Source organism: Amycolatopsis sp. NPDC021455 (genome assembly GCF_040640995.1).
Taxonomy (GTDB): Bacteria; Actinomycetota; Actinomycetes; order Mycobacteriales; family Pseudonocardiaceae; genus Amycolatopsis.
Window position 1 is genome coordinate 39330 of record NZ_JBFACT010000049.1, and the last position, 23857, is coordinate 63186.

The following is a 23857-nucleotide window of genomic DNA, read 5'->3' on the forward strand; positions in this document are numbered from 1 at the left end:
TTATGGATGGCGGTCATTCGCCGGCCAGCCCGGCCTCGAGCTGGTCCATCTGGTCAGGGGAAAGAGCGACGAGCAGGCCGCCGGCCGGCTCCGGCGCCGGGGCCGGCCCGCCTTCGGCGGGGAGCTCGGTGACGAGCGCCGCCAGCCGCTCCGGCGTCTTTTCTTCGAACACCTGCCACGGGGTCAGTTCCAGCCCGTTGCGACGGGCACGGGCCGACAGCTGCATCGAAGTGATCGAGTCGCCGCCGAGCTCGAAGAAGCTGTCGTCGGCGCCCACCCGGTCCAGGCCGAGCACGTCCGCGAACAGCTCGCACAGCTTCGCTTCCATGGGCGTGCGCGGATCCCGCTTGGAGGACATCCCGGCGAAGTCGGGAGCCTGCAGCGCCCGGTGGTCGAGCTTGCCGTTCGGGGTGAGCGGCATCCGGTCCAGCGACACGAACGCCGCGGGCATCATGTACTCCGGCAGGCGTTCGGCCGCCAGCTCGCGCAGCGCGGACGCCAGCCCGCCGTTCCCGGCGGCGCCCTCGGCCGACGGCACGACGTACGCCACCAGCTGCTTGTCGCCCGGCCCGTCCCGGCGGACGCCGACCGCCACCTGGGCGACCCCCGGGTGTTCGGCGAGCACGGCCTCGATCTCGGCCGGCTCGACCCGGTAGCCGCGCACCTTGACCTGCGCGTCGACCCGGCCCGCGAAGAGCAGCTGGCCGTCGGCGGTCCAGCGGAACCGGTCGCCGGATCGGTACATCCGCTCGCCGGGGGCGAACGGGCTGGCGACGAACCGTTCCGCCGTCAGGCCCGGGCGCCCGAGGTAGCCGCGGGCCAGCCCGACGCCGGTGATGTAGAGCTCGCCGACCACGCCCGGCGGCACCGGCTGCAGGAAGGCGTCGAGCACGTAGTGCCGCACGTTGTGGATCGGGCCGCCGAGCGGGACCTGGTCGTGTCCCGGGGAAAGCGGGGCACTCATCGTCGAGCAGATGGTCGTCTCCGTCGGCCCGTAGGCCTGGATCACCCGGCGGCCCGGCGACCAGCGGTCCACCAGCGCCGCCGGGAGGGCCTCGCCGCCCGTCAGCACGGTTTCCAGCGTGGCGGGCAGGTCGTCCTCGCTCGCCAGCACGCTCGGCGACACGGTCAGGTGGGTGATCCCCGCCCGGCGGATCGCGTCGCCCAGCGTGACCCGGGGCGGCATGTTCGCCGCGTCCGGCAGGACCAGGGTCGCGCCGGCCAGCAGGGACATGTACAGCTCGGAGACGATGGCGTCGAACCCGATCGCGGACAGCTGCAGGATCCGCGAGGACGACGTCACGGCCATCCGCTCGATGTGCGCGTACCCCAGGTTGGCGAGCCCGGAGTGGGTGACCAGCACGCCCTTGGGCACCCCGGTCGACCCCGACGTGTAGATCACGTACGCCGCGTCTTCCGGGGCCACCGCCGGCAGGACGGCCCCCGGATCGGCGGCGGGCAGGTCGTCCAGCACCAGTACCGTCCCCGCGAACCCCGCGGGCACGACCGCGCGGGTCGCCTCGGTGCACACCAGCACCTGCGGCGCCGAGTCGGCCAGCATGAACTCGACGCGCTCGGCGGGGTAGCCGGGGTCGACCGGCACGAACGCCCCGCCGGCGAACGTGACCGCCATCAGCGTCACCGCCAGCTCCGCCGAACGCCCGACGACGACGCCCACCCGGGTCTCCCGCCGGACACCCGAGCCCACGAGCAGCCGGGCCAGCGTCTCGACCTCGTCCAGCAACCCCGCGTACGACAGGCTCCGCGCCGCGTCCTCCACCGCCACGGCGTCCGGCGCCCGCTCCGCCTGGGCGCGGACCAGGGCCGGCAGCGTCTCCGCCGCGAGCGGCACGTCGGTCCGGTTCCACTCGTCGACCACCAGCCGGCGCTGCTCCGGGCCGATCAGGCCGACCCGCCCCACCACCGTCCGCGGCTCGGCCACGACCTGCTCCACCGCGCGGAGGATCGCCGCGACCAGCTCCTCGACCCGGCTGCGGCCGAACGCGTCCGGACGGTAGATGCACTCGCCGCGGACGCCGTCCGCCGCGGACACGCGCATGGACAGCGGGTAGTGCCCGGTGTCGTTCGGGACCGCCGCCGGGCGCATGACGAGCGCGCCCGGGTCGTCGGACGGGCGCAGCGGGAGCGGCGGGTTCTCGAACACCACGATCGTGTCGAACGCCGCGCCCGGACCGACGAGCTGGTTGAGCTCGGCCAGCCCGATGTGCTGGTGCGCCATCATCGCGACCTGGCGCTCCTGCAGGTCCCGCAGCATGTCGACGAACGGTTCGGCGCCGTTCAGCCGGGCCCGGACCGGCAGCATGTTCATGAACAGGCCGACGGCGGACTCCACCCCGGGGATCTCGGGCGGGCGCCCGGCCACGGTGGCCCCGAAGACGACGTCGCCGCGTCCGGTCAGCCGGGCCAGCAGCAGCGCCCAGATGCCCTGGAAGAGCGTGTTCACCGTCACGCCGTGCCGGCGGGTGAACTCCACCAGTGCGCGGCTCGGCCCCTCGGCGAGCCCGAACTGGACGCGCTCGGGCTCGATCGGCGCGGTGATCGTCTCCGGCGGCACGACGTGCGTCGCTTCGTCGAGCCCCGCGAGCTCGGTCCGCCACGCCTCCCGGGCGGCCGCCTTGTCCTGGCGGGCGAGCCAGGCGAGGTAGTCGCGGTAGGACGTCGCGGCGGGCAGCGCCCGGCCGTCGCCGCCGGCTTCGTAGGCCGCCAGCACGTCGACGATGAACAGCGGCAGCGACCAGCCGTCGGCCGCGATGTGGTGCGACGTCATGGCCAGCCGGTGCCGTCGTTCGCCGAGGCGGACCAGGTGCAGGCGCAGCAGCGGTGCCCGGGTCAGGTCGAACCGGTCGGCGTGCATCCGCGCGGCGATCCGGTCGAACTCCGCCAGCGCCTCGTCCTCGGGCAGCCCGGACAGGTCGGTCTCCAGCCAGGGCAGCGTGACTTCGCGGCCGATCGCCTGCACGGCCGCGCCGGACCCGAGCTGGTGGAAGCTCGCCCGCAGGGCGGGGTGCCGGTCGAGGAGGACCTGCCAGGACGCGCGCAGGCGGGCGACGTCCAGCGGGCCGTCGATGGCGAGGGTCCGCATGCTCGCGTAGACGTCCGGGCCGCGCTCGTCGGCCGCGTGGAACAGCAGGCCTTCCTGGAGCGGGGACAGCGGCCAGATGTCGAGCAGGTCCGGCACGGCGGCCTCGACCTCCGTGACATCCCGCTGCGCCAGCGGGATGAGCGGGAAGTCGGCGGGCGTGTGCCCCCCGGCACCGCCGCCGGCGTGGGCGGCGAGCCCGGCCAGCAGGTCCAGCCAGGCCTTCCCGAGCGCCTCCGCCCCGGCTTCGTCCAGCAGGCGTCCGGCCCAGGTCACGGTCACGGTCAGCTCGGGTCCGCCGTCGGCGTCCAGCACGGCCGCGTCGACCTCCACGACGTGCCGGAGCGCCAGGTCCGGCTCGGCCGCCCCGCCGATGGTCCCCACCAGCTGCCACGGCCGCGCGTCACCTTCGGACCGGGCCGGGAAGCGGCCGAGGTAGTTGAACCCGATCTCCGCCTTCGGCAGTGCCGCCAGGACCGGCCCGGTTCCGGCGTCGAGGTACCGCAGCATCCCGTAGCCGAGCCCGCCGTCGGCCACGGCTCGCACGTTTTCCTTGACCTGCTTCAGCAACCGGCCGGCCGCGTCGCCACCGGCGATCGCTTCGGCCGGGTCGATCCCCGTGACGTCCAGCCGGAGCGGGTGGATGGCGGTGAACCAGCCGACCGTCCGCGAAAGGTCCAGCCCGTCGATGTCCTGACGGCCGTGCCCTTCGACGTCCACCACCACGGCGGTGCCGCCGCGCCAGGCGGCCACCGCGCCGGCGAGGGTGGCCAGCAGCACCTCGTGGACACCGCAGTGGAAGGCCGAGGTGGCCTTTTCCACGAGCACGGCCGCCTGCTCCCGCGGCAGGGTCCAGGACTTGCGCCCCGCCGTCTCGACGGTGTCCCGCGCGGGGTCCAGCTCGCCCAGCCGCGACGGCGCGCCCTCGAGGATCCCCGTCCACGACGGAAGTTCCGCGGTCCGGATCGCCGCCTGCTCGGTCAGCGTCCGCGCCCAGCGGCGGAACGAGACGTCCACCGGGTCGAGCGCCGGTTCGCGGCCCGCGGCCACGGCTTCACAGGCCGCCTGCAGGTCCGGCAGCAGGATCCGCCACGACACCACATCGGCCACGAGGTGGTGCGCGGCCACGACGAGCCGGCCCACGCGGCCGGGGCCCGCGTCCACCCACACCACCCGGACCATCACGCCGGCCGTGGGAGCCAGGCGCGCGGCCGCGTCGTGGGCCCAGCGGTCCGTGACCTCGTCCAGGTCACCGGTTCCGAGCTCGATCCGCTCGACCAGCGCCGCCGCGTCCACCGCTCCGCGCTCGGCCACGACCAGCCTCGGCTCCGCTCCGCCGTCCTGGACGATCCGGCTCCGCAGCAGGTCGTGCGTGTCGAGCACCGCCGCCAAGCCGGCCACCAGCGCGTCCACCGACAGATCGGCGGGCGCCCCGGCGATCACCCACTGCGCCAGCGCGCCCCGGGTGAGCGCACCGGGATCCCGTTCGAGCAGGGCCCGTACCACCGGTGTCCACGGAACCTCGCCGACGCCGTCGTCGGCGCTCGGCCGCCCCGGCCCGCCGAGCTCGGCGACGGCCGCGATCCCGGCGGGTGTCTTCTGCTCGAAGACGTGCTTCGCGCCGAAGACGACGTCTTCGCGTCGCGCCCTTGCGGCCAGCCGCATCGAGAGGATCGAGTCGCCGCCCAGTTCGAAGAAACTGTCGTCGGCGCCGACCCGGTCCACGCCGAGGATTTCGGCGAACAGCTCGCACACCACCCGCTCGGTCTCGGTGCGCGGCTCGCGCCCGGCCGGTTTCCCGGTGGTCTCCGGGGCGGGCAGGGCCGCGCGGTCGATCTTCCCGTTGAGCGTCAACGGGAAGCTGTCCAGCACGACCACGACCGCGGGCACCATGAAGTCCGGCAGCCGCGCCGCGAGCTGCTCGCGGACCGCGCCGGGATCCCGTCCCGGTCCCGCTTCCGCGGTCACGTACGCGATCAGCCGCTTGTCGCCGGGGCGGTCCTCCCGGGCCACCACGACCGCCTGCGCGACCCCGGGGACCTCGGTCAGCGCGACCTCGATCTCCCCCGGCTCGACGCGGTAGCCGCGGATCTTCACCTGGGCGTCGGCCCGTCCGGCGAACAGCAGCTCGCCTCGGCCGGTCCACCGCGCGAGGTCACCGGTGCGGTACATGCGCTCGCCGGCGGCGAACGGGCTGGCGACGAACCGCTCCGACGTCGAACCGGGATTGCCCAGGTAGCCGTGCGCCAGGCCGGCGCCGGCGAGGTAGAGCTCCCCGGTCACGTTCGGCGCCACCGGCTGGAGGAACGCGTCGAGCACGTACGCCCGCCGTCCGGCCAGCGGGCGGCCGATCGGCAGGACGCCGCCCGTTTCCACGCCCGGCTCGAGGACGAGCCAGGTGGCGCAGAGGGTGATTTCGGTGGGGCCGTAGAGCTGCCGGAACCGGACCTCCGGGCAGGCCGCGCGCATCCGCGCGACCGATGCCAGGGGGACCGCGTCCCCGCCGGTCAGGATCTCCCGCAGCCCGCGGAAGGACTCCGGCGACTCCTCGGCCACGGCCCGGAAAGCGCCCGCGGTCAAGTGCACCGTGGTCACGCCGCCTTCGATCGCTTCCCGCAGCCTCTGTGCGTCGACGGCGCCCGGTTCCGCGACCACCACGCGGGCCCCGCTGACCAGCGGCACCCAGATCTCCACCAGGCACGCGTCGAACGCGTGGGACGCGTGCAGCAGCACGCGATCGCCGGGGCCCTGCGCCCAGCCCGGGTCGCCCGCCAGTGCCGCCACGCTCCCGTGCGGCACCGCGACCCCCTTCGGCACTCCGGTCGACCCGGACGTGTACATCACGTAGGCCACGTCGTCCGCTCCGGCCGTGAACGCCGGTGCCGCGTGCCGCAGGTCCGCTTCCGCCAAGGCGTCGACGACGACCGGCTCGACCTCGTCCGGCACCGCGTCACGGGTCGCCGCCACGCAAATCGCCACCGCGGCGCCGGCGTCGCCCAGCATCCGGGCGATCCGTTCCGCCGGGTAGTCCACGTTCACCGGGACCTGCGCGGCCCCCGCCTTCCAGACCGCGAGGAGGGCGACGAGCAGGTCCGCGCCGCGGTCCAGCACCACGCCGACGCGGTCGCCGCGGCGCACGCCGATCCGGGCCAGGTACCCGGCCAGCCGGTCGGATTCCCGGTCGAGTTCGCCGTAGGACAAGGTGCGTCCGCCGGCCACCACCGCCACCGCCTCCGGCGAGGCGGCGACCTGCCGCCGGAACAACTCCGGCACCGACGACCCGGCGGCCGCTTCGCCGGTCGAGTTCCAGTGCTCCACCACCGACGCACGGGCCGGTTCGCTCGTCACGACCAGGCGGCCCACGGGCCGGGACGGCTCCGCCACCATCCGGTCCAGCACCCGCACGACCTGCCGCGCGACCTCGGCGGCCGTCGTCTCGTCGATCCGGTCGGGCCGGTAGGACACGCGGATCTGCAGGCGCTTCCCGGGAGAGACGCTCATCGTCAGCGGGTAGCTGGTGCCGGCCCGGGTGCGCACCGAGCTGATCGAGACGCCGCCGTCGTCGCCGAGACCGGTGGCGTCGTGCGGGTAGTTCTCGATCATCACGATGGTGTCGAAGATCGCGCCGGTGCCCGCCACCTTCTGGATCTCCGGCAGCCCCAGGTACTGGTGCTCGGTCAGCGCCGACTGGCGCCGCTGCAGGTCCTGGAGCATGTCCAGCACCGGCAGGCCGCCGTCGAGGCGCACGCGGACCGGGATGGTGTTGACGAACATCCCCACCGTCCGCTCGACGTCCGGCACGTCCGCCGGACGACCCGAGGCCACCGTCCCGAACACGACGTCCGTCCGGCCCGCCAGGCGCGCCAGCACCAGCGCCCAGGCGCCCTGCACCAGCGTGCTCACCGTCAAACCGTGACCGCGGGCGAAGTCCGTGAGGGCTCGCGTCGCCGCCTCGGACAGCCGTTCAGCGCAGTCGCCGGGCAGGACCATCGACTTGTCCGCGTCGGCGTCCACCAGGGTCGGTTCGTCCGCTCCGGCGAGCTCCGCCCGCCACGCCGCGCGCGTCGCCGCCTCGTCCTGGCGGGTCAGCCAGGCCAGGTAGTCCCGATAGGACGGTGACGCCGGCAGACCGGCCCCGCCCGCGTAGGCGGCCGACACCTCGCCCAGGACGAGCGGGGTCGACCAGCCGTCCAGGAGGACGTGGTGCGACGTCAGCACGAACCGGTGCCGTCCGGCGCCGAGCCGGATCAGCAGCAGCCGCAGCAGCGGCGCCGCGGTCACGTCGAACCGTTCGGCCTGGTCGGCGGCGAGCAGGCGGTCGACCTCCTCGGCCGCCTCCGCCTCACCGAGGTGCGACAGATCCGCCACCCGCCACCGGAGTCCGGCCTCGGCCGCGACGACCTGCACCGTTTCACCGGACGCCAGCTGGTGGAAGCTCGCGCGCAGCGATTCGTGCCGGGCCACCACCCGGCTCCACGCCGCCCGCAGCCGGTCCGCGTCGAGCGGCCCGTCGAGGTCCAGGATCCGCTGGGTCTGGTAGACGTCGACCCCGTCTTCGTCGAAGGCCCGCTCGAAGAGCATGCCTTCCTGCAGGGGCGACAACGGCCAGATGTCGGTCAGCCCCGGCACCGCGGCCTCCAGCTCCGCGATGTCCCGCTGCGTCAGCTCGGCGAGCTCGAAGTCGGACGGCGTGTGCCCGCCCGCGCCGGGAGTGCCGGCCAGCGCGGCGAAGCCGGTCAGCATGGCCAGCCAGGCCTCGCCGAGCCGCTCCACCGTGGCGGGGTCGAGATCCCGGCTGTCGATGGCGAGCCCCAGCCGGGGTCCGCCCGGCGTGTCCCGGACTTCGGCGCCGGCCTCCACGGCGTGGGCCAGTACGAGGTCCGGACCGCCGCCGAGCGGCCCTTCGCCCAGCTGCCGCCACGCCGTGTCCTCGGGAGCGAGAGCGGCCCGGCCGAGGTAGTTGAACCCGATCCGCGCGGACGGCAGCGCGGCCAGCCGGTCGGCGGTCGCCGGGTTGAGGTGGCGCAGCAGCCCGTAGCCGAGCCCGTCGCCGGGGACGGCGCGGACCTGTTCCTTCACCGCCTTCAGCAGCTGCCCGGCCGCGGCGTGCCCTTCCGCCGCGGCGGAAAGGTCGACCCCGGCGAGGTCGAGGCGGACCGGGTGCACCCGGGTGAACCAGCCCACGGTGCGCAGCAGGTCCTCGCCGCCGACGGCTTCGCGGCCATGGCTTTCCACGTCCACCAGCAGCCCGGCGTCCGTGTCGCGCGAGCGCGCCACCGCACCGGCGAGGGCCGCCAGCAGGACGTCCTGGATCCCGCAGTGGAACGCCCCCGGCAGACGGGCCACCAGGCCGTGCGCCACCGGGCCGGACAGGGTCGCCGACCACGAATGCCGCTGCCCACGGTGCTGGACGGCGCCGGGCGGCCCGAGCTCCGGGTCCGCGCCTTCCAGCAGGGCGGCCCACCGGTCGGCTTCGGCCACGGTGTGCTCGCTGAACGCCTGCTCGGTCAGCCGCCGGGCCCACTGCCGGAACGACGTCGCCGCGGGTTCGAGGGCCGGCGCCCGGCCGGCGACCACCTCGTCGTAGGCCGCGCGCAGGTCCGGCAGCAGGATTCCCCACGAGATCGCGTCGACCGACAGGTGGTGTGCCACCCACGTCAGCCGGCCCGGCTCGGCGGCCCCGGCGTCGACCCACACGGCCTGCACCATGATTCCCGCCGACGGGTCCAGCCTGCGCGCCGCCGTCCCGGCCTCGCGCTCGGCGATCTCGTCGAGGTTCCCGCTCCCGGCCGCCACCCGCGTGAAGAGGCCGGCCGCGGCCACCGCGCCGCGCTCGGCCACGACCAGCCGTCCGCCGGGCTCCACCCGCGCCCGCAGCACGTCGTGCACGTCCAGCACCGCCTGCAGGGCGGTCACCAGCGCGTCCGGGTCCAGGCCCGCCGGCGTGACGACGACTCTCGCCTGCGCGAAGCCGGGGCGCGCAGCCTCGTCCCCGAGCGCGCGCATCACCGGCGTCCACGGGATCTCTCCCACACCACTGTCCACTTCGGAGCGAGTCCGGTCCGCCGCCGGCGGCTCGCCGGCCAGCGCCGCCAGGCGCCCGGGGGTCCGGTGCTCGAAGACCTGGCGCGGCGACAGGGAAATCCCTTCGCGCCGCGCCCGGGCGGCCACCTGCATCGACGAGATCGAGTCACCGCCCAGCTCGAAGAAGCTGTCGTCGACCCCGACGCGGTCCACGCCGAGGACTTCGGCGAACACTCCACAAAGGACTCGCTCGGCTTCGGTGGCCGGCTCCCGGCCCGCCGCCTTCCCGGCGAAGTCCGGTTCGGGCAGGGCCTGCCGGTCCACCTTCCCGTTGACCGTCAACGGCAGCTCGTCCAGCACGAGCACCGCGGCCGGGACCATGAACTCGGGCAGCGTCTCGGTCAGCCGCGCGCGCAGCCCCGCCGGGTCGGCGTCCTGCCCCGCTTCGGCGACCACGTAACCGATCAGGTGCCCGTCCCGGGCGGACACCACGGCCTGGCCGACCCCCGGCAGGCCGGCGAGCGCCACCTCGACCTCGCCGGGCTCCACCCGGTAGCCGCGGATCTTCACCTGGTCGTCGGCCCGCCCGGCGAACACCAGCGTGCCTTCGTCCGTCCAGGAGGCCAGGTCCCCGGTCCGGTACATCCGCCCGGCGGCGGCGAACGGATCGGCGACGAACCGCTCGGCCGTGAGCGCCGGACGCGCGAGATAGCCCTGCGCCACCCCGGCTCCGGCGACGTACAGCTCGCCCGCCACGCCCGGGGGCACGGGGCGCAGGAACGCGTCCAGGACGTAGACCCGCCGCCCGGCGAGCGGACGGCCGATCGGCAGCACCGAGCCCGTCCCGTCGCCGGGTTCGAGCAGCCACCACGTCGCGCACAGGGTGCTCTCCGTCGGCCCGTAGAGGTGCCGCACCCGCACGTCCGGGCACGCCCGCCGCACCCGCTCCACCGCGGCCAAGGGCACCGCGTCCCCGCCGGTCAGCACCTCGCGCAGGCCGGCGACCGACTCCGGTGCCTCCTCGGCCAGCACCCGGAAGGCTCCCGCGGTCAGGTGGGCGGCGGTGACCCCGTCCGCCACGTGAGCGGCCAGCGCCGCGCCGTCCACCGCACCCGATCCGGCGAGCACCACCCGGGCACCCGACACCAGCGGCACCCACAGCTCGAACAGGGAGATGTCGAACGCGTGCGAGGCGTGCATCAGCACGGCGTCGCCGGGGCCGACGTCCCAGCCCGGCTCCCCGACGAGCGCCGCGACATTGCCGTGCGAGACCGCGACGCCCTTCGGCGTTCCCGTCGACCCCGACGTGTACATCACGTAGGCGACTTGATCGGCTTTCGCGCCCACCGAAAGGCGAGCGCACTCCGCCACCGCCTGCCGGGTCCGCGGGTCGTCGAGGACGATCGGCTCGAGGCCGCCGTCCAGCACGGCGTCCCGGTAGGCCTCCGCGCACACCACCGCCGCCGGTTCCGCGTCCGCCAGCATGAACTTCACGCGTTCCGCCGGGTAGGCGGGATCCACCGGGACATACGCCGCGCCCGCGTGCCACACCGCCAGCAACGTCACGATCAGCTCGGGCGACCGGTCCATCACCACGGCGACCCGGTCCCCGTGCCGGACGCCCCGGCCGCTCAGGTGACCGGCGAGCTTCTCCGCGCGCTCGGCCAGCTCGCCGTACGACAGCGTCCGATCGCCGTCGACGACCGCCACCTCGTCGCGGCGGCGCTCCACCTGGCTGCGGAAGAGGTCCGGAGCCGAGCGGGCGGGCGCGGCGGCGCCCGCCGCTCCCCATTCCGCCACCCGGGCCCGTTCGGCCGCGCTCGTCACTTCGACGTCGGCCACGGTGAGGTCACCCGCCGCCGTCAGCCGGCGCAGCACCCCGGTGAACCGCTCGACGACGGCCAGCGCGGCCGCCCGGTCGAACAGCTCCGGCAGGTAGTCGAGCTTGAGGAGCATCGACTCGCCGGGCACCGCGACCAGCGTGAGCGGGTAGTGGGCCGCTTCCCGGCCCTGGTTCACCCGGATGCCGAAGGGGCCGGCGGAGTCCTTCCCGCCGGCTTCGCGCTGGAACTTCTCGAAGACGAGCAGGGTGTCGAAGATCGCGCCGGAACCGGCCGCCTGCTGGATGTCGGCCAGCCCCACGAACCGGTCCGGGATGAGCGCTGACTGCCGCTTCTGCACCTCCGCCAGCAGTTCGACGACCGGCGTCGAGCCGTTCAGCCGCACGCGGACCGGGACGGTGTTGAGGAACAGCCCCACCATTCCTTCAATGCCGGGCAGATCCGGCGGACGCGCCGACACCACCGCCCCGAACACCACGTCGGTCCGGCCGGCCAGCTGCGCCAGCACCAGCGCCCACGCGCCCTGCACCACCGTGTTCAGCGTCAGCCCGTGGCCACGGGCCAGTCCGGCCAGCGATCGCGAGAGGTCCGCCGGCAGCGTGACCTCGACGCTTTCCGGCACGCCGGGCGCCCGCCCCGGATCGGCGGGCGCCACCAGCGTCGGCTCCCCGGCGTCGCCCAGCTCCGCCACCCACGCCGAGAGCGCCCTGTCCTTGTCCTGCCGGCTCAGCCACGCGAGGTATTCCCGGTACGGCGTCACCGCCGGCAGGTCGAGCGGGCCGCCGTCGGCGGCGTACAGCGACGAAAGCTCGTCGAGCACGACGGGCATCGACCAGCCGTCCATGATCGTGTGGTGGCAGGTCACCACGAGACGGTGGCTCTCGGCGGCGAGACGGATCAGGGTCAGCCGCAGCAACGGCGCCTGCGCGAGGTCGAACCGCTTCGTCCGGTCCTCTTCGGACAGTTCCCGCACGGCCTCCCCGGGGTCCTCGAGGTGCGACAGGTCGGCCTCACGCCACGGCAGGTCCACTTCCCTGGCGATGATCTGCACCGTCTCGCCCGACTTGCGCTGCCGGAAGCAGGCCCGGAGCGGGGCGTGCCGGGTCAGCAGCGCTTCCCACGCCGCGCGCAGCCTGGCCGCGTCCACGGGCCCGTCCAGGTCCAGGACCCAATGGCCGGTGTAGACGTCGTGCCCTTCGTCGTCGTAGACCGCGTGGAAGAGCAACCCTGCCTGCAGCGGCGACAGCGGCAGGATTTCCTCGATCCGCGACTGAGCCATTGAAATCTCCTCGATCAGCGAAAGGCTTGAAGTTCGTCGCCGAAGCGGCCGAAGCCGGACACGACTTGATTTCCCCCGGAACAATCATCCTTCTGCCGGACCGGCCGGGACAACATGTCCAATGCCGGCGGTCACCGGGTCTCGAACTCGGCTTCGAATTCCTCGATTTCGTCCTGGTCCAATTCGAGGAGGTCGACGCCGGAAGTGTCCTGGCCGTCGGCGGCGGGCTCGTCCGTTCCCCGTTCGACGACCAGCGCGATTCCCGCCGGCGTCCGGTGCTCGAACACCTCCGTCGTGCCGAAGACGATTCCGTGGCGGTGGGCCCGTGCGGCCAATTGCATCGACGTGATCGAGTCGCCGCCCAGTTCGAAGAAATTGTCGTCGGCACCGACCCGCTCGACTCCGAGCACTTCGGCGAAGAGCGCGCACAGCGCCCGCTCGGTCTCCGTGGCCGGCTCCCGGCCGGAAGCGTTTCCGGCGTAGCCGGGGTCGGGCAGCGCCGCCCGGTCGACCTTCCCGTTCGCCGTCACCGGCAGGGCCGCCAGCGCGACCACCGCCGCCGGCACCAGGTAGTCCGGCAGGATCTCGCCCAGCCGCTCGCGCAGCCGCGCCGGGTCCACGTCCTCCCCCGACACGACGTAACCGACCAGCCGTCCCTCCCGGGCCACCACCACCGCCTGGTCCACGCCGGGCTGCCGCGCCAGCACGGCCTCGACCTCACCCGGTTCCACGCGGTAGCCCCGGATCTTGACCTGGTCGTCGGCCCGCCCGGCGAACAGCAGCTCACCCCCGGCGGTCCAGCAGGCCACGTCGCCGGTCCGGTACATCCGCTCGCCGGGGGCGAACGGATCGGCGACGAACCGCTCCGCCGTCGACGCCGCGCGGCCCAGGTAGCCACGGGCCAGCCCCGGGCCAGCGATGTACAGGTCGCCCGCGACGCCCGGGGGCAACGGGCGCAGGAAGACGTCCAGCACGTACAGCCTGCGGCCCGGCAGCGGACGGCCGATCGGCAGCACCGCGCCGAGCGCGCCGCCCGGTTCGAGCACGTGCCACGTCGCGCACAGCGTCGCTTCCGTCGGGCCGTACAGGTGCCGGATCCGCACCCGGGGACAGACCTTCCGCACCCGCTCCACCGCGGCCGCCGGCACGACGTCACCGCCGGTCAGCACCTCGAACAACCCGGCGAACGACTCCGGCGACTCCTCCGCCACCGCACGGAAACTGCCCGCGGTCAGATGCGCCCGCGTCACCCCGGCCGCGACCGCCTCCCGCAGCCGCCGGGCGTCCACCGGCCCCGGCTCGGCCACCACCACGCAGGCACCCGACACCAGCGGCACCCAGATCTCGAACAGGGACGCGTCGAACGCGTGCGGCGCGTGCATCAGGACCACTTCGCCGGACCCCATCGCCCAGCCGGAGCTCCCCACCAGCTCCGCGACGCTCCCGTGCGGCACCGCCACGCCCTTCGGGGTGCCCGTCGAACCGGACGTGTACATCACGTACGCCAGGTCGTCCGGCCCGACCGGGACGGGCGGCACCGCGTCCCCGACGACGTCGTCCACGACGATCCGCTCGTGGTGCGACGGCACCACACCCGAGGTCTCCGCCGCGCACACCACGGCCGCCACCGCGGCGTCGGCCAGCACGAACGCCACCCGGTCCGCCGGGTTGCCCGCGGCGACCGGCACGAACGCCGCTCCGGCCTTCCACACGCCGAGCCAGGCCGCGAGCACCTCGGGCGACCGCTCCAGCACCACGCCGACGCGGTCGCCGCGCCGCACGCCCCGCCGGATCAGCGCCCCGGCCAGCCGGCCGGACCACTCGTCGAGCTCCTCGAACGACCAGACCCGGTCCCCGGCCCGCACCGCCGCCGCCCGGGGCGTCCGGTCCACCTGGCGGCGGAACAGCTCCACCGCCGAGGCGGCGCCCAGGGCGTCGCCGGTTTCGTTCCACCGCCCGACGACCAGCTCACGCTCGGCGTCGTCCACCACGTCCAGCCGGCCCACCGCCGTCCCCGGCTCCGCGATCATCCGCTCCAGCACGCGGGCGAGCCGGGGCAGGATCGCCTCGGCGACCCGGGCGTCGACCGTCTCCGGCTGGTACTGCAGCTGGGTGTACAGGCTTTCCCCGGGCAGGACGCCCAGGCTGATCGCGTACGGCGACGCCTGGTGGAACTCGTGCAGGGTCAGGCCGAGGCCACCCGGGGAGCCCGCTCCCGCCGCCGGATCGGCGTAGTTCTCGAACACCACGATCGTGTCGAAGTTGGCCCCGCCGATCTTCTGGATCTCCGGCAGGCCGAGGTGGTGGTGCGAAATCAGCTCGGACTGCCGTGCCTGCAGCTCCGTCAGCAGCCGGAGGACCGGCTGCGCGCCGTCCAGCCGCACCCGCACCGGCACGGTGTTGATGAACACGCCCACGACCTGTTCGGCGCCGGGCAGCTCCGCGGGGCGCCCCGAAACCACCGCGCCGAACACCACGTCACGGCGGCGCGTCAGCCGGGCCAGCACCACCGCCCACGCCCCTTGCACCAGCGTGTTCAGCGTCAGCCCGTGCCGCCGGGCGAACTCGGCCAGCGCGGAGGTGAACTCCGGCGAGTGGCGGAAGACCTCCCGGACCGGCCGCCCCGGGGCCCGGCCGGGCGCTTCCCGGACCGCGAGCGCCGAGTTTTCGGCGCCGGCCAGTTCCGCGCGCCACGCCGCACGGGCGGCCTGCTTGTCCTGCCGGCCCAGCCACGCCAGGTAGTCCCCGTAGGAGCCCGCGGACCGCGGCCGGGCGGCGACGCCACCCGCCGCGTAGATCTCGAGGAGGTCCGCCTCGATGACCGCGCGCGACCACCCGTCGATGAGCAGGTGGTGGCTGGTGGTCACCAGGCAGTGCCGGTCCGGGCCCAGCCGGATCAGCACCAGCCGCAGCAGGGGCGGCTTCGCGAGGTCGAACCGCTTGCCGCGCTCCTGTTCCGCGAGCACGCCCGCTTCGGCGAGTGCGTCCTCTTCGGACAGATGGGACAGGTCGCATTCGGTCCACGGCAGCCGCACGTCACGGGGGATGAGTTGGATCGTTTCGCCGGACTTCCGCCGGTGGAAGCACGCGCGGAGCGCCGCGTGCCGGTCGAGGACGGCCTCCCAGGATCTGCGGAACCGGTCCGCGTCCAAGGGCCCGTCGATGATCTGCGACTGCTGGATGACGTGGATGTCGGGCGCCTCGTCGTCCATCGAGGCGTGGTAGAGCATTCCCTCCTGCATCGGGGAAAGCGGCCACACTTCCGCAAGCGCCGATCCAGCTGACTTGGTCGAAGTATTCACGATGCCCGGCCTTCGCTGAGTTCCGCTGCTATTGCTTCGAAGCCCTCGATTTCGTCCTGGTCCAGTTCGACGAGGCCGAAATCGGACGCGGTGTGCCCGCCCGCGGCGGGGTCGTCCGCCTGGCGCGCCAGGCCGGACAACACGTCCAGCCACGCTCGTCCCAGCCGTTCGATCGCGGTTTCGTCGAGCGGGCCGTCCTGCCATTCCGCCATCAGCACCAGCCGCGGCCCGTCCGGCAGATCCCGCACGACGGCGTTGACCTCCAGCGCGTGCGGCAGTCGCGTGCTCGGGTCCACCGCGCCGCCGATGTCCCCGGCCTGCTGCCACGGCCGCACACCGTCGCGGTCGCCGGCGGCGAACCGGCCCATGTAGTTGAACCCGATCCGCGCCGCGGGGCTCGCCGCCAGCACCGGCCCGGTCTCGCTGTTGAGGTGCCGCAGCAACCCGTAGCCGAGCCCGTCGCCGGGCACCGCCCTCGACTGCTCCTTGACCGCCTTCAGGAGGGTCCCGGCCGCCGGGCCGCCGGCCACGGCGTCCGCCAGGTCGATGCCCGTCACGTCCAGCCGCACCGGGTGCGTGCTGGTGAACCAGCCCACCGTCCGGGACAGGTCCATGCCCTCCACCGGATGGCGGCCGTGGCTTTCCACGTCCACCAGCAGCGTGTCCCCGCCGCGCCACCGGGCGACCGCGCCCGCGAGCCCGGCCAGCAGCACCTCGTGCACTCCGCAGTGGAAGACCACCGGAGCCCGCCCGACGAGCACCGACGTCTCCGCCGCCGGCACCGTCCACGACCGCGTGCGCACGCTTCCGGCCGCGACGGCCTCCGGCTGGTCGCCTCGACCGGCGATCGCCTGCCACGCCGCCAGTTCCGCGACCCGGCCGGCCGAGACCGCCCACTCCGCCAGCAGGGCCGCCCACCGCCGGAACGAAACCCCCACGGGCTCCAGCACGGGTTCCCGTCCCGCGGCCACCGCCTCGCACGCCGTCCTCAGGTCCGCCACCAGAACCCGCCAGGACACGCCGTCGACCGCGAGGTGGTGCGCCGCCACCACCAGCCGGCCCACCCGGCCCGGTCCGGCGTCCACCCACACCACCTGAAGCACGCCGGACGGCGGGTCCAGCCGGCTCACCGCCGCTCGCGCCGCCTCCTCCGCGGCTTCGTCCAGCCGGTCGCCGCCCGCCTGCACGCGCGTGACCAGCCCGGCCACGTCGACCGATCCGCGCTCGCCCACCACCAGGCGCCTGCCGCCCGCGCCGTCGACGACCCGTGCCCGCAGCATGTCGTGCGTGTCCACCACCGCGGCGAGCCCGGACCGCAACGCCTCCCCGGTCAGGTCCGCGGGCGCGCCCACCACCACCCACTGCGCGAACCCCGGCGCCGCGACGGCGTCGCCGAACATCCGCATCACCGGCGTCAGCACGACCTCGCCCACGCCGTCGGCCGCCGCGGCCGGGTCACGCCGCGGCAGCGACGACTCCGCTGCCAGCAGGGCGATCCGCTCCGGTGTCTTCCCGTCGAAGACGTCCGCCGCGGTGAACGTCAGCCCCGCTCGGCGCGCCCGGGCCGCCAGCTGCATCGAGAGGATCGAATCGCCGCCCAGCTGGAAGAAACTGTCGTCCACGCCGACCCGGCCCACGCCGAGCACCTCGCCGAACAGCTCGCAGAGCACCCGCTCGGCCTCGGTGGCCGGCGCCCGGCCCGTCGCGGGGGCGAACTCGGGATCGGGCAGCGCCCGCCGGTCGATCTTCCCGTGCGCCGTCAGCGGCAGGGCGTCCAGCGCCACCACGGCCGCGGGCACCATGTACTGCGGCAGCCGGGAGGCGAGGTCGTCCCGCAACGCCTGCGTGTCGACATCGCCCGGCGACACGTAGGCCAGCAGCCGGCCCTCGCGGACGGTCACCGTGGCCTGGGTGACACGCGGGTCGGCGGACAGGGCGAACTCGACCTCGCGGGGTTCGACCCGGAACCCGCGGATCTTGACCTGGTCGTCGGCCCGCCCGGCGGACACCAGCTCGCCCTCGCCGGTCAGGTAGGCCAGGTCCCCGGTCCGGTACATCCGCTCGCCGGGGACGAACGGATCGGCCACGAACCGCTCGGACGTCAGTCCCGGCCGCCCCAGGTAGCCGCGCGCCACCCCGATCCCGGCCAGGTAGAGCTCACCGGTGATCCCCGGCGGCAGCGGCCGCAGGAACGAGTCCAGCAGATACCCGCGCACCCCCGGCACCGGCTTCCCGAACGGGATCGGGTCCTGCCCCGGCGCCAGCGGCAGGCTCATCGTCGCGCAGATCGTGGTCTCGGTCGGCCCGTAGGCGTTGATCATCCGCCGGCCCGCCGACAGCCGGTCCACCAGGCCCGGCGGACAGAGCTCGCCCGCCGCCACGACGGTCTCCACGCGCTCGGGCAGCACCTCGGTGGTGGCGAGCACCGACGGCGGCGCCTTCACCTGCGTGATGTCCCACCGGGCCAGCGCGTCGTCCAGCGACGCCCGCGGCGGCAGGTCCTGGTCCGGCGGCATCACCAGCGTCGCCCCGGAGAGCAGCGCCATCATCACCTCGGACACGATGGTGTCGAAGCCGAGCGCCGCCAGCTGCAGCACCCGGGACGACGGCGTCACGCGGAACCGGTCGATGTGCGCCAGCGCCAGGTTGCCCAGCCCCGCGTGGGTGACGACGACCCCCTTGGGGATTCCCGTGGATCCCGACGTGTAGATCACGTACGCCGCGTCGCCCGGGCCCACCCGCGGCAACGCCGCGTCCGGCGCCGCGGCCAGGTCCAGCTCGTCGAGCACGAGCAGCCGGTCGGTGAACTCCGGCGGCACCGCGTCCCGCGTCTTGCCCCCGCAGACCACCAGCATCGGCTCCGCGCTGCGGAAGATCCACTCCTTGCGCTCGTCCGGGTACGCCGGATCCACCGGGACGAACGTGCCGCCGGCCAGCATCACGCCCAGCATCCCGACGACCCACCAGGACGAGCGCCCCACCACCAGGCCGACCCGGCGCTCGGACCCGACGCCGCGTGCCCGCAGCTCGGCCGCGAACTTCACCGACCGCTCCCACAGCTGCCCGTAGGTCAGGTCACCGTGGCCGTCCGCCACCGCCACCGCGGCCGGCCGGTCCGCCGCCATCCGCCCGACCAGCGCCGGCAACGGCTCACCCGCCACCAGCGGCGGGTCCCACCGGGGCTCCGGCACCGGCCCCACCCCGATCCGCCCCACCAGGGCGGCCGGATCGGCGGCCACCGCGCCGAGGACGCCGGTGAACCACTCCAGCAGCGAATCGGCGACGAGCGGGTCGACCTGCCCACGCCGGTAGCCGAGCTGGATCCGGAAGCTGTCCCCCGGGATGACGCCGACGGTCACCGGGTAGTGCGTCCCCTCGACCGTGCCGAGGTAGGTGAACCGGTCGTGGAAGTCCCGGGGGTAGTTCTCGTACACCAGCAGGGTGTCGAACACCGAACCCGGTCCGGCCGCCTTCTGGATCTCCGGCAGCCCGAGGTGCTGGTGCGGCATCAGGGCCACCTGCCGGCGCTGCAGGTCGGTGAGCAGGTCCACGACCGGCCGCGCGCCCGCCAGCGGCACCCGGACCGGCACCGTGTTCATCAGCAGTCCCGGCATCGACTCCACGCCCGGCAGCTCCGCGGGACGGCAGGCGACCGTGGTGCCGAACACCACGTCGGTCCGCCGGGTGAGCCGGGCCAGCACCATCGCCCACGCGCCCTGGACGACCGTGTTCAGCGTCAGCCCGTGCTCGCGGGCGAACTCGGTCAGCGCGGTGTAGCGGTCCGGCGGCAGGACGGTGACCCGGTAGTCGTAGCCCGCGCCCGCGGCCGGCTTGGCGATCAAGGCGGGCTCGTCGAGCCCGGCGAGTTCCGCCTTCCAGGCCGCGGACGCGGCGTCCTTGTCCTGGCGGTCCAGCCACGCCAGGTAGTCCCGGTAGGAGGCGGCGCCGGCGCGGTGCGGGAACCGCCCACCGGCGGTGTACGCCTCGGACACCTCGTTGAGGATGATCGCCACCGACCAGCCGTCGGTCAGGATGTGGTGGTTGACGACCAGCAGGCGGTACCGGTCCTCGCCGAGCCGGGCCAGCACCAGCCGGAACAGCGGTGCCCGGGCCAGGTCGAACCGCTTCTCCTGCTCCTGCGCGGCCAGGGCTTCGACGGCCGCGTCGGCGTCGCGCTCGCCGGTCAGGTCCACTTCCCGCCACGGCAGGGTGACCCGCCCCTCGACGGCCTGCACCGCCCGGCCCGACGCGAGCCGGTGGAAGCCGAGCCGGAGTTCGGGATGCCGGGCGAACACCGCTTCCCACACGGCCCGCAGGCGGGGCACGTCCAGCGGCCCGGTCAGCTCGACGAGCCACTGGGTCTGGTAGATGTCGGGCCCCTGGTCGTCCAGCGTCGCCTGGAAGAACAGGCCGGCCTGCAGCGGCGCCAGCGGCCAGAACTCTTCGGCCCCGGGCACGGCGGCCGCGAGCTCCGCCGTTTCTTCCTCGGTCAGCGCGATCAGCGGGCCGCCGGCAGGCCGGTCGGCCGGGACGGCGCGCGCCACGGCCGCCAGCCGCGCGGGGGTCGCTTCCTCGAAGATCTGGGACGGCGTGATGAGCACACCGGCTTTGGCCGCCCGCGCGGCCAGGCGCGTCGCGACGATCGAATCCCCGCCCAGCGCGAAAAACCCGTCGTCGGCCCCGGCCCGGGCCAGCCCGAGCACCTCGGCGAACAGCCCGCACAGGAGGCGTTCCGCCTCGGTGACGGGTTCGCGGCCCGTGGTGTTCGCCGCGAAGTCGGGCGCGGGCAGCGCCGCCCGGTCCACCTTGCCGTTGCCGGTGAGCGGCAGCGCGTCCAGCCTGATCACCACGGCCGGGACCAGGTAGCCGGGCAGTTGCGCCGCGAGCCCCTCGCGGACGAACGCGGGATCGGTGTCCGCGTCCGCCACGACGTACCCGATCAGGCGCCCGTCGATCGGCACCACGACGGCCTCGTGGACGTCCGGCCGAGCGGTCAGCGCGGCCTCGATCTCGCCGGGCTCGATCCGGAACCCGCGGATCTTCACCTGGTCGTCGGCCCGGCCGGCGAACAGCAGCTCGCCGTCGGCGGTCCGGCGGGCGAGGTCCCCGGTCCGGTACATCCGCCGTCCGGGCTCGGACGGGTCCGCCACGAACCGCTCCGCCGTCAGGCCCGGCCGGTCCAGGTAGCCGTGCGCCAGGCCGGCCCCGGAAAGGTACAGGTCACCGACCACGCCCGGGGCCACGGGCCGCAGCGAGGCGTCGAGCACCTGGGCCCGGCGGCCCGGCAGCGGACGGCCGATCGGCAGCACCGGCCCCGGGACCGCACCCGGCTCGAGCTCGTGCGACGTCGCGCACAGCGTCGTCTCCGTCGGGCCGTACAGGTGCCGGATCCGCAGCCGGGGGCAGGCCGCCCGCACCCGCTCCACCGCGTGCACGGGCACCACGTCACCGCCGGTCAGCACCTCGCGCAGCCCCGCCAGCGATTCCGGCGACTCTTCCGCCACCGCACGGAAACTGCCCGCGGTCAGGTGGGCCTTCGTCACGCCGCCCGCGACCGCCTCGCGCAGCCGCCGGGCGTCCACCGGCCCCGGCCCGGCGACCACCACCCGGGCGCCCGACACCAGCGGCACCCAGATCTCGAACAGGGACGCGTCGAAGGCGTGCGGCGCGTGCATGAGGACCGCGTCGCCGGGTTCGACCCCCCAGCCGGAATTCCCCACCAGTTCCGCGACGCTCCGATGCGGCACCGCCACGCCCTTCGGGGTGCCCGTCGAACCGGAGGTGTAGATGACGTACGCCAGGTCCTCCGGCGACGCCGTGACCGCCGGCACGCCGGCCGTGTCCTCGCCGTCGTCCTCGCCGTCGTCCTCGTCGTCCGAGACGGCGATCGACCCGATTCCCGCCGGCACGCCGCCGCGCGCGGCGGCCGGGCACACCACCAGGGACGCTCCCGAGTCCGCCACCATGAACGCCACCCGCGGCGCGGGATAGGCGACGTCCACCGGCACGTACGCCGCCCCCGCCTTCCAGACCGCGAGCAGCGCCACCAGCAGGTCCGCCGAACGGTCCAGCATGACCGCGACCCGGTCGCCGCGGCGGACACCCCGGCGGCCCAGCCGCGCGGACAACCGGACGGCGAGCTCGTCGAGCCGCCGGTACGTCAGTGCCCGCTCCCCGTCGACCACGGCCACCGCGTCGGGCGTCCGGTCCGTTTGCCGGGAGAACAGGGCCGGCACCGTCAGGGTGGCCTGCGCCGCGGAAGTCATCGTCATCCTCCAAAACCCACGTGGTAGGCCACCGGCTCGGGCTCGGCGTCTTCGAACTCGGCTTCGCTGCTTTCCGGCTTGGCCGCGTCGCTTCCGGGATCGGCGAACTGCGTGCGGTAGAGCTCGGCGTAGAGACCGCCCTCGGCCAGCAGCTCTTCGTGCGTCCCGCGCTCGCGGACCCGGCCGTCGTCGATCACGAGGATCTGGTCGGCCTCGCGGATCGTGGACAGCCGGTGGGCGATCACCAGCGAGGTGCGGTCGCGCAGGGCGGTCTTGAGTGCCCGCTGGACGGCGGCCTCCGATTCGGAGTCCAGGTGGGCGGTGGCTTCGTCGAGCACGACGAAGCCGGGTGCCTTCAACAGCAGCCGCGCGATGGCCAGCCGCTGCTTTTCCCCGCCCGACATGCGGTAGCCGCGGTCGCCGGTGACGGTGTCGAACCCGCCGGGAAGGGATTCGATCAGATCCCAGATCTGCGCGCCCTTGCACGCCTCGACGAGTTCTTCCTCGGTCGCGGTGGGGCGTGCGTAGAGCAGGTTTTCCCGGATCGTGTCGTGGAAGAGGTAAGCGTCCTGGCTGACCACCCCGACCGCCTCGCGCAGCGACTCGAAGGTGAGGTCCCGCAGATCGTGCCCGCCGACGCGGACGGTCCCGGAGGTCGGGTCGTACAAGCGCGACACCAGGTGGGTGATGGTGCTCTTCCCGGCGCCCGACGGGCCGACGAGCGCGGTGAGGGTGCCGGCCCGGGCGTGGAAGTCCACGCCGCGCAGGACATCCGGCGGCACTTCCCCGCGCTCCCGCGCGTCCCGCATGTGCTCGAGCGACGGCAGCGAGACCTCGTCCGCGGTCGGGTAGCGGAAAGTCACGTTCTCGAACTCGATGTCCGGCGGCACGTCCTTCTCGAGCGCGACCGCGCCGGGGCGTTCCTCGATCAGCGGCTTCAGGTCGAGCAGCTCGAAGATCCGGGAGAAGGCGACCACGACGGTCTGCGCGGTCTCCTGGATGCCGGACAACTGCGTGATCGGCCCGAACAGCCGCGTGAGCAGGGTGGCGATGGCGACCAGCGTGCCGAGCTCGAGCGCCCCGCCGAGCACGAGCCCGCCGCCGATCCCGTAGACGAGCGCCGTGGCGAGCGAGGCCATCAGCGCCATCATGACGAAGGACATCCGGCCGTACACCGAAAGCTTCACGCCGATCCGGCGGATCCGCCCGGCCCGGTCCCGGTAGTCGGCCATCTCCTCGTCCGGACGGCCGAAGAGCTTGGAGAGCATCGCGCCCTGGACGTTGAACCGCTCCTGCAGAAGCCCGCCGAGGCCGGCGTTCGCCTCCAGCAGCCGGCCGGTACGCCCCTGGATGATCCGTCCCACGTAGACCCACGGCACGAGGAACAGCGGGATCAGCACCACGGTGACGAGGGCGACCAGCCACGACAGGTAGATCAGCTCGGCCAGCACCAGCACCACCGTGACCGCGCTGGTGGCCGCCATCAGCAGGAAGCCGAACGTCTGCTGCGCCATGATCAGTTCCGTGTGCAGCCGGTTCACCAGCACGCCGGTCTGCGTGCGGGTGAAGAACGCGATCGGCAGCCGCCGGACGTGGTCGAGGGCCTGGATCCGCAGGTCGTAGGTGACCCCCTGGCCGATCCGGCCGGAGATGTAGGCCGACGCCAGCGACAACAGCGAACCCACCACGGCGAGCCCGGCGGTCAGGACGGACATCCACACCACGACGCCGAGGTCGTTCTTGAGGATCCCGCCGTCGATGAGCTCCTTCATCAGCAAGGGAGTCACGATGACGACGGCGGCCTCCAGCGCGGCGATGAGGACGAAGAGCGCCACTTTGCCGATGTGCGGGCGGAAGTAGGCGAGGACCCGGCGCACCGTCCCCGGGGCGACCTTGGTCGACCAGGGATCGGGATCGTCGTCCCTCTTCGTCGGCCCCCCGAAGTTGAAAACTACGTCCATGCGGGCATCCCTCTCACACGCGAAGTCGGCGATCTCAATCGTGCTGTTCGAAGTCGATGTCCACGAGTGCGTGCGGGAAACATT

4 protein-coding genes are annotated in these 23857 nt (G+C 74.1%); all 4 read right to left on the reverse strand.

From position 1 onward, the window contains the following. Positions 1–13: 13 nt before the first annotated feature. A complete protein-coding gene (locus tag AB0G28_RS35870) occupies positions 14–12244 on the reverse strand; it encodes an amino acid adenylation domain-containing protein (RefSeq protein WP_361099753.1) in 12231 nt (4076 codons plus the stop codon). Between the two features lie 131 nt (positions 12245–12375). Further along, on the reverse strand, positions 12376–15486 hold the full coding sequence (locus AB0G28_RS35875; protein WP_361099756.1) for an amino acid adenylation domain-containing protein: 3111 nt from the start codon (positions 15484–15486) through the stop codon (positions 12376–12378). Positions 15487–15542: 56 nt separating this feature from the next. Next, positions 15543–21818 (reverse strand): amino acid adenylation domain-containing protein, encoded by a 6276-nt coding sequence (locus AB0G28_RS35880; RefSeq protein ID WP_361099759.1) that lies wholly within the window; start codon positions 21816–21818, stop codon positions 15543–15545. Then, positions 21815–23773: an ABC transporter ATP-binding protein gene (locus AB0G28_RS35885; protein ID WP_361099762.1), complete on the reverse strand. Its 1959-nt coding sequence runs from the start codon at positions 23771–23773 to the stop codon at positions 21815–21817. The genes AB0G28_RS35880 and AB0G28_RS35885 overlap by 4 nt, the downstream gene beginning before the upstream one ends. Positions 23774–23857 lie beyond the last annotated feature (84 nt).

What these genes read in the sequence shown, in the direction of transcription:
- AB0G28_RS35875 (WP_361099756.1), bottom strand. Translation starts at nt 15,486, where the DNA reads ATGCAGGAGGGAATGCTCTACCACGCCTCGATGGACGACGAGGCGCCC.
- AB0G28_RS35880 (WP_361099759.1), bottom strand. Translation starts at nt 21,818, where the DNA reads ATGACGATGACTTCCGCGGCGCAGGCCACCCTGACGGTGCCGGCCCTG.
- AB0G28_RS35870 (WP_361099753.1), bottom strand. Translation starts at nt 12,244, where the DNA reads ATGGCTCAGTCGCGGATCGAGGAAATCCTGCCGCTGTCGCCGCTGCAG.
- AB0G28_RS35885 (WP_361099762.1), bottom strand. Translation starts at nt 23,773, where the DNA reads ATGGACGTAGTTTTCAACTTCGGGGGGCCGACGAAGAGGGACGACGAT.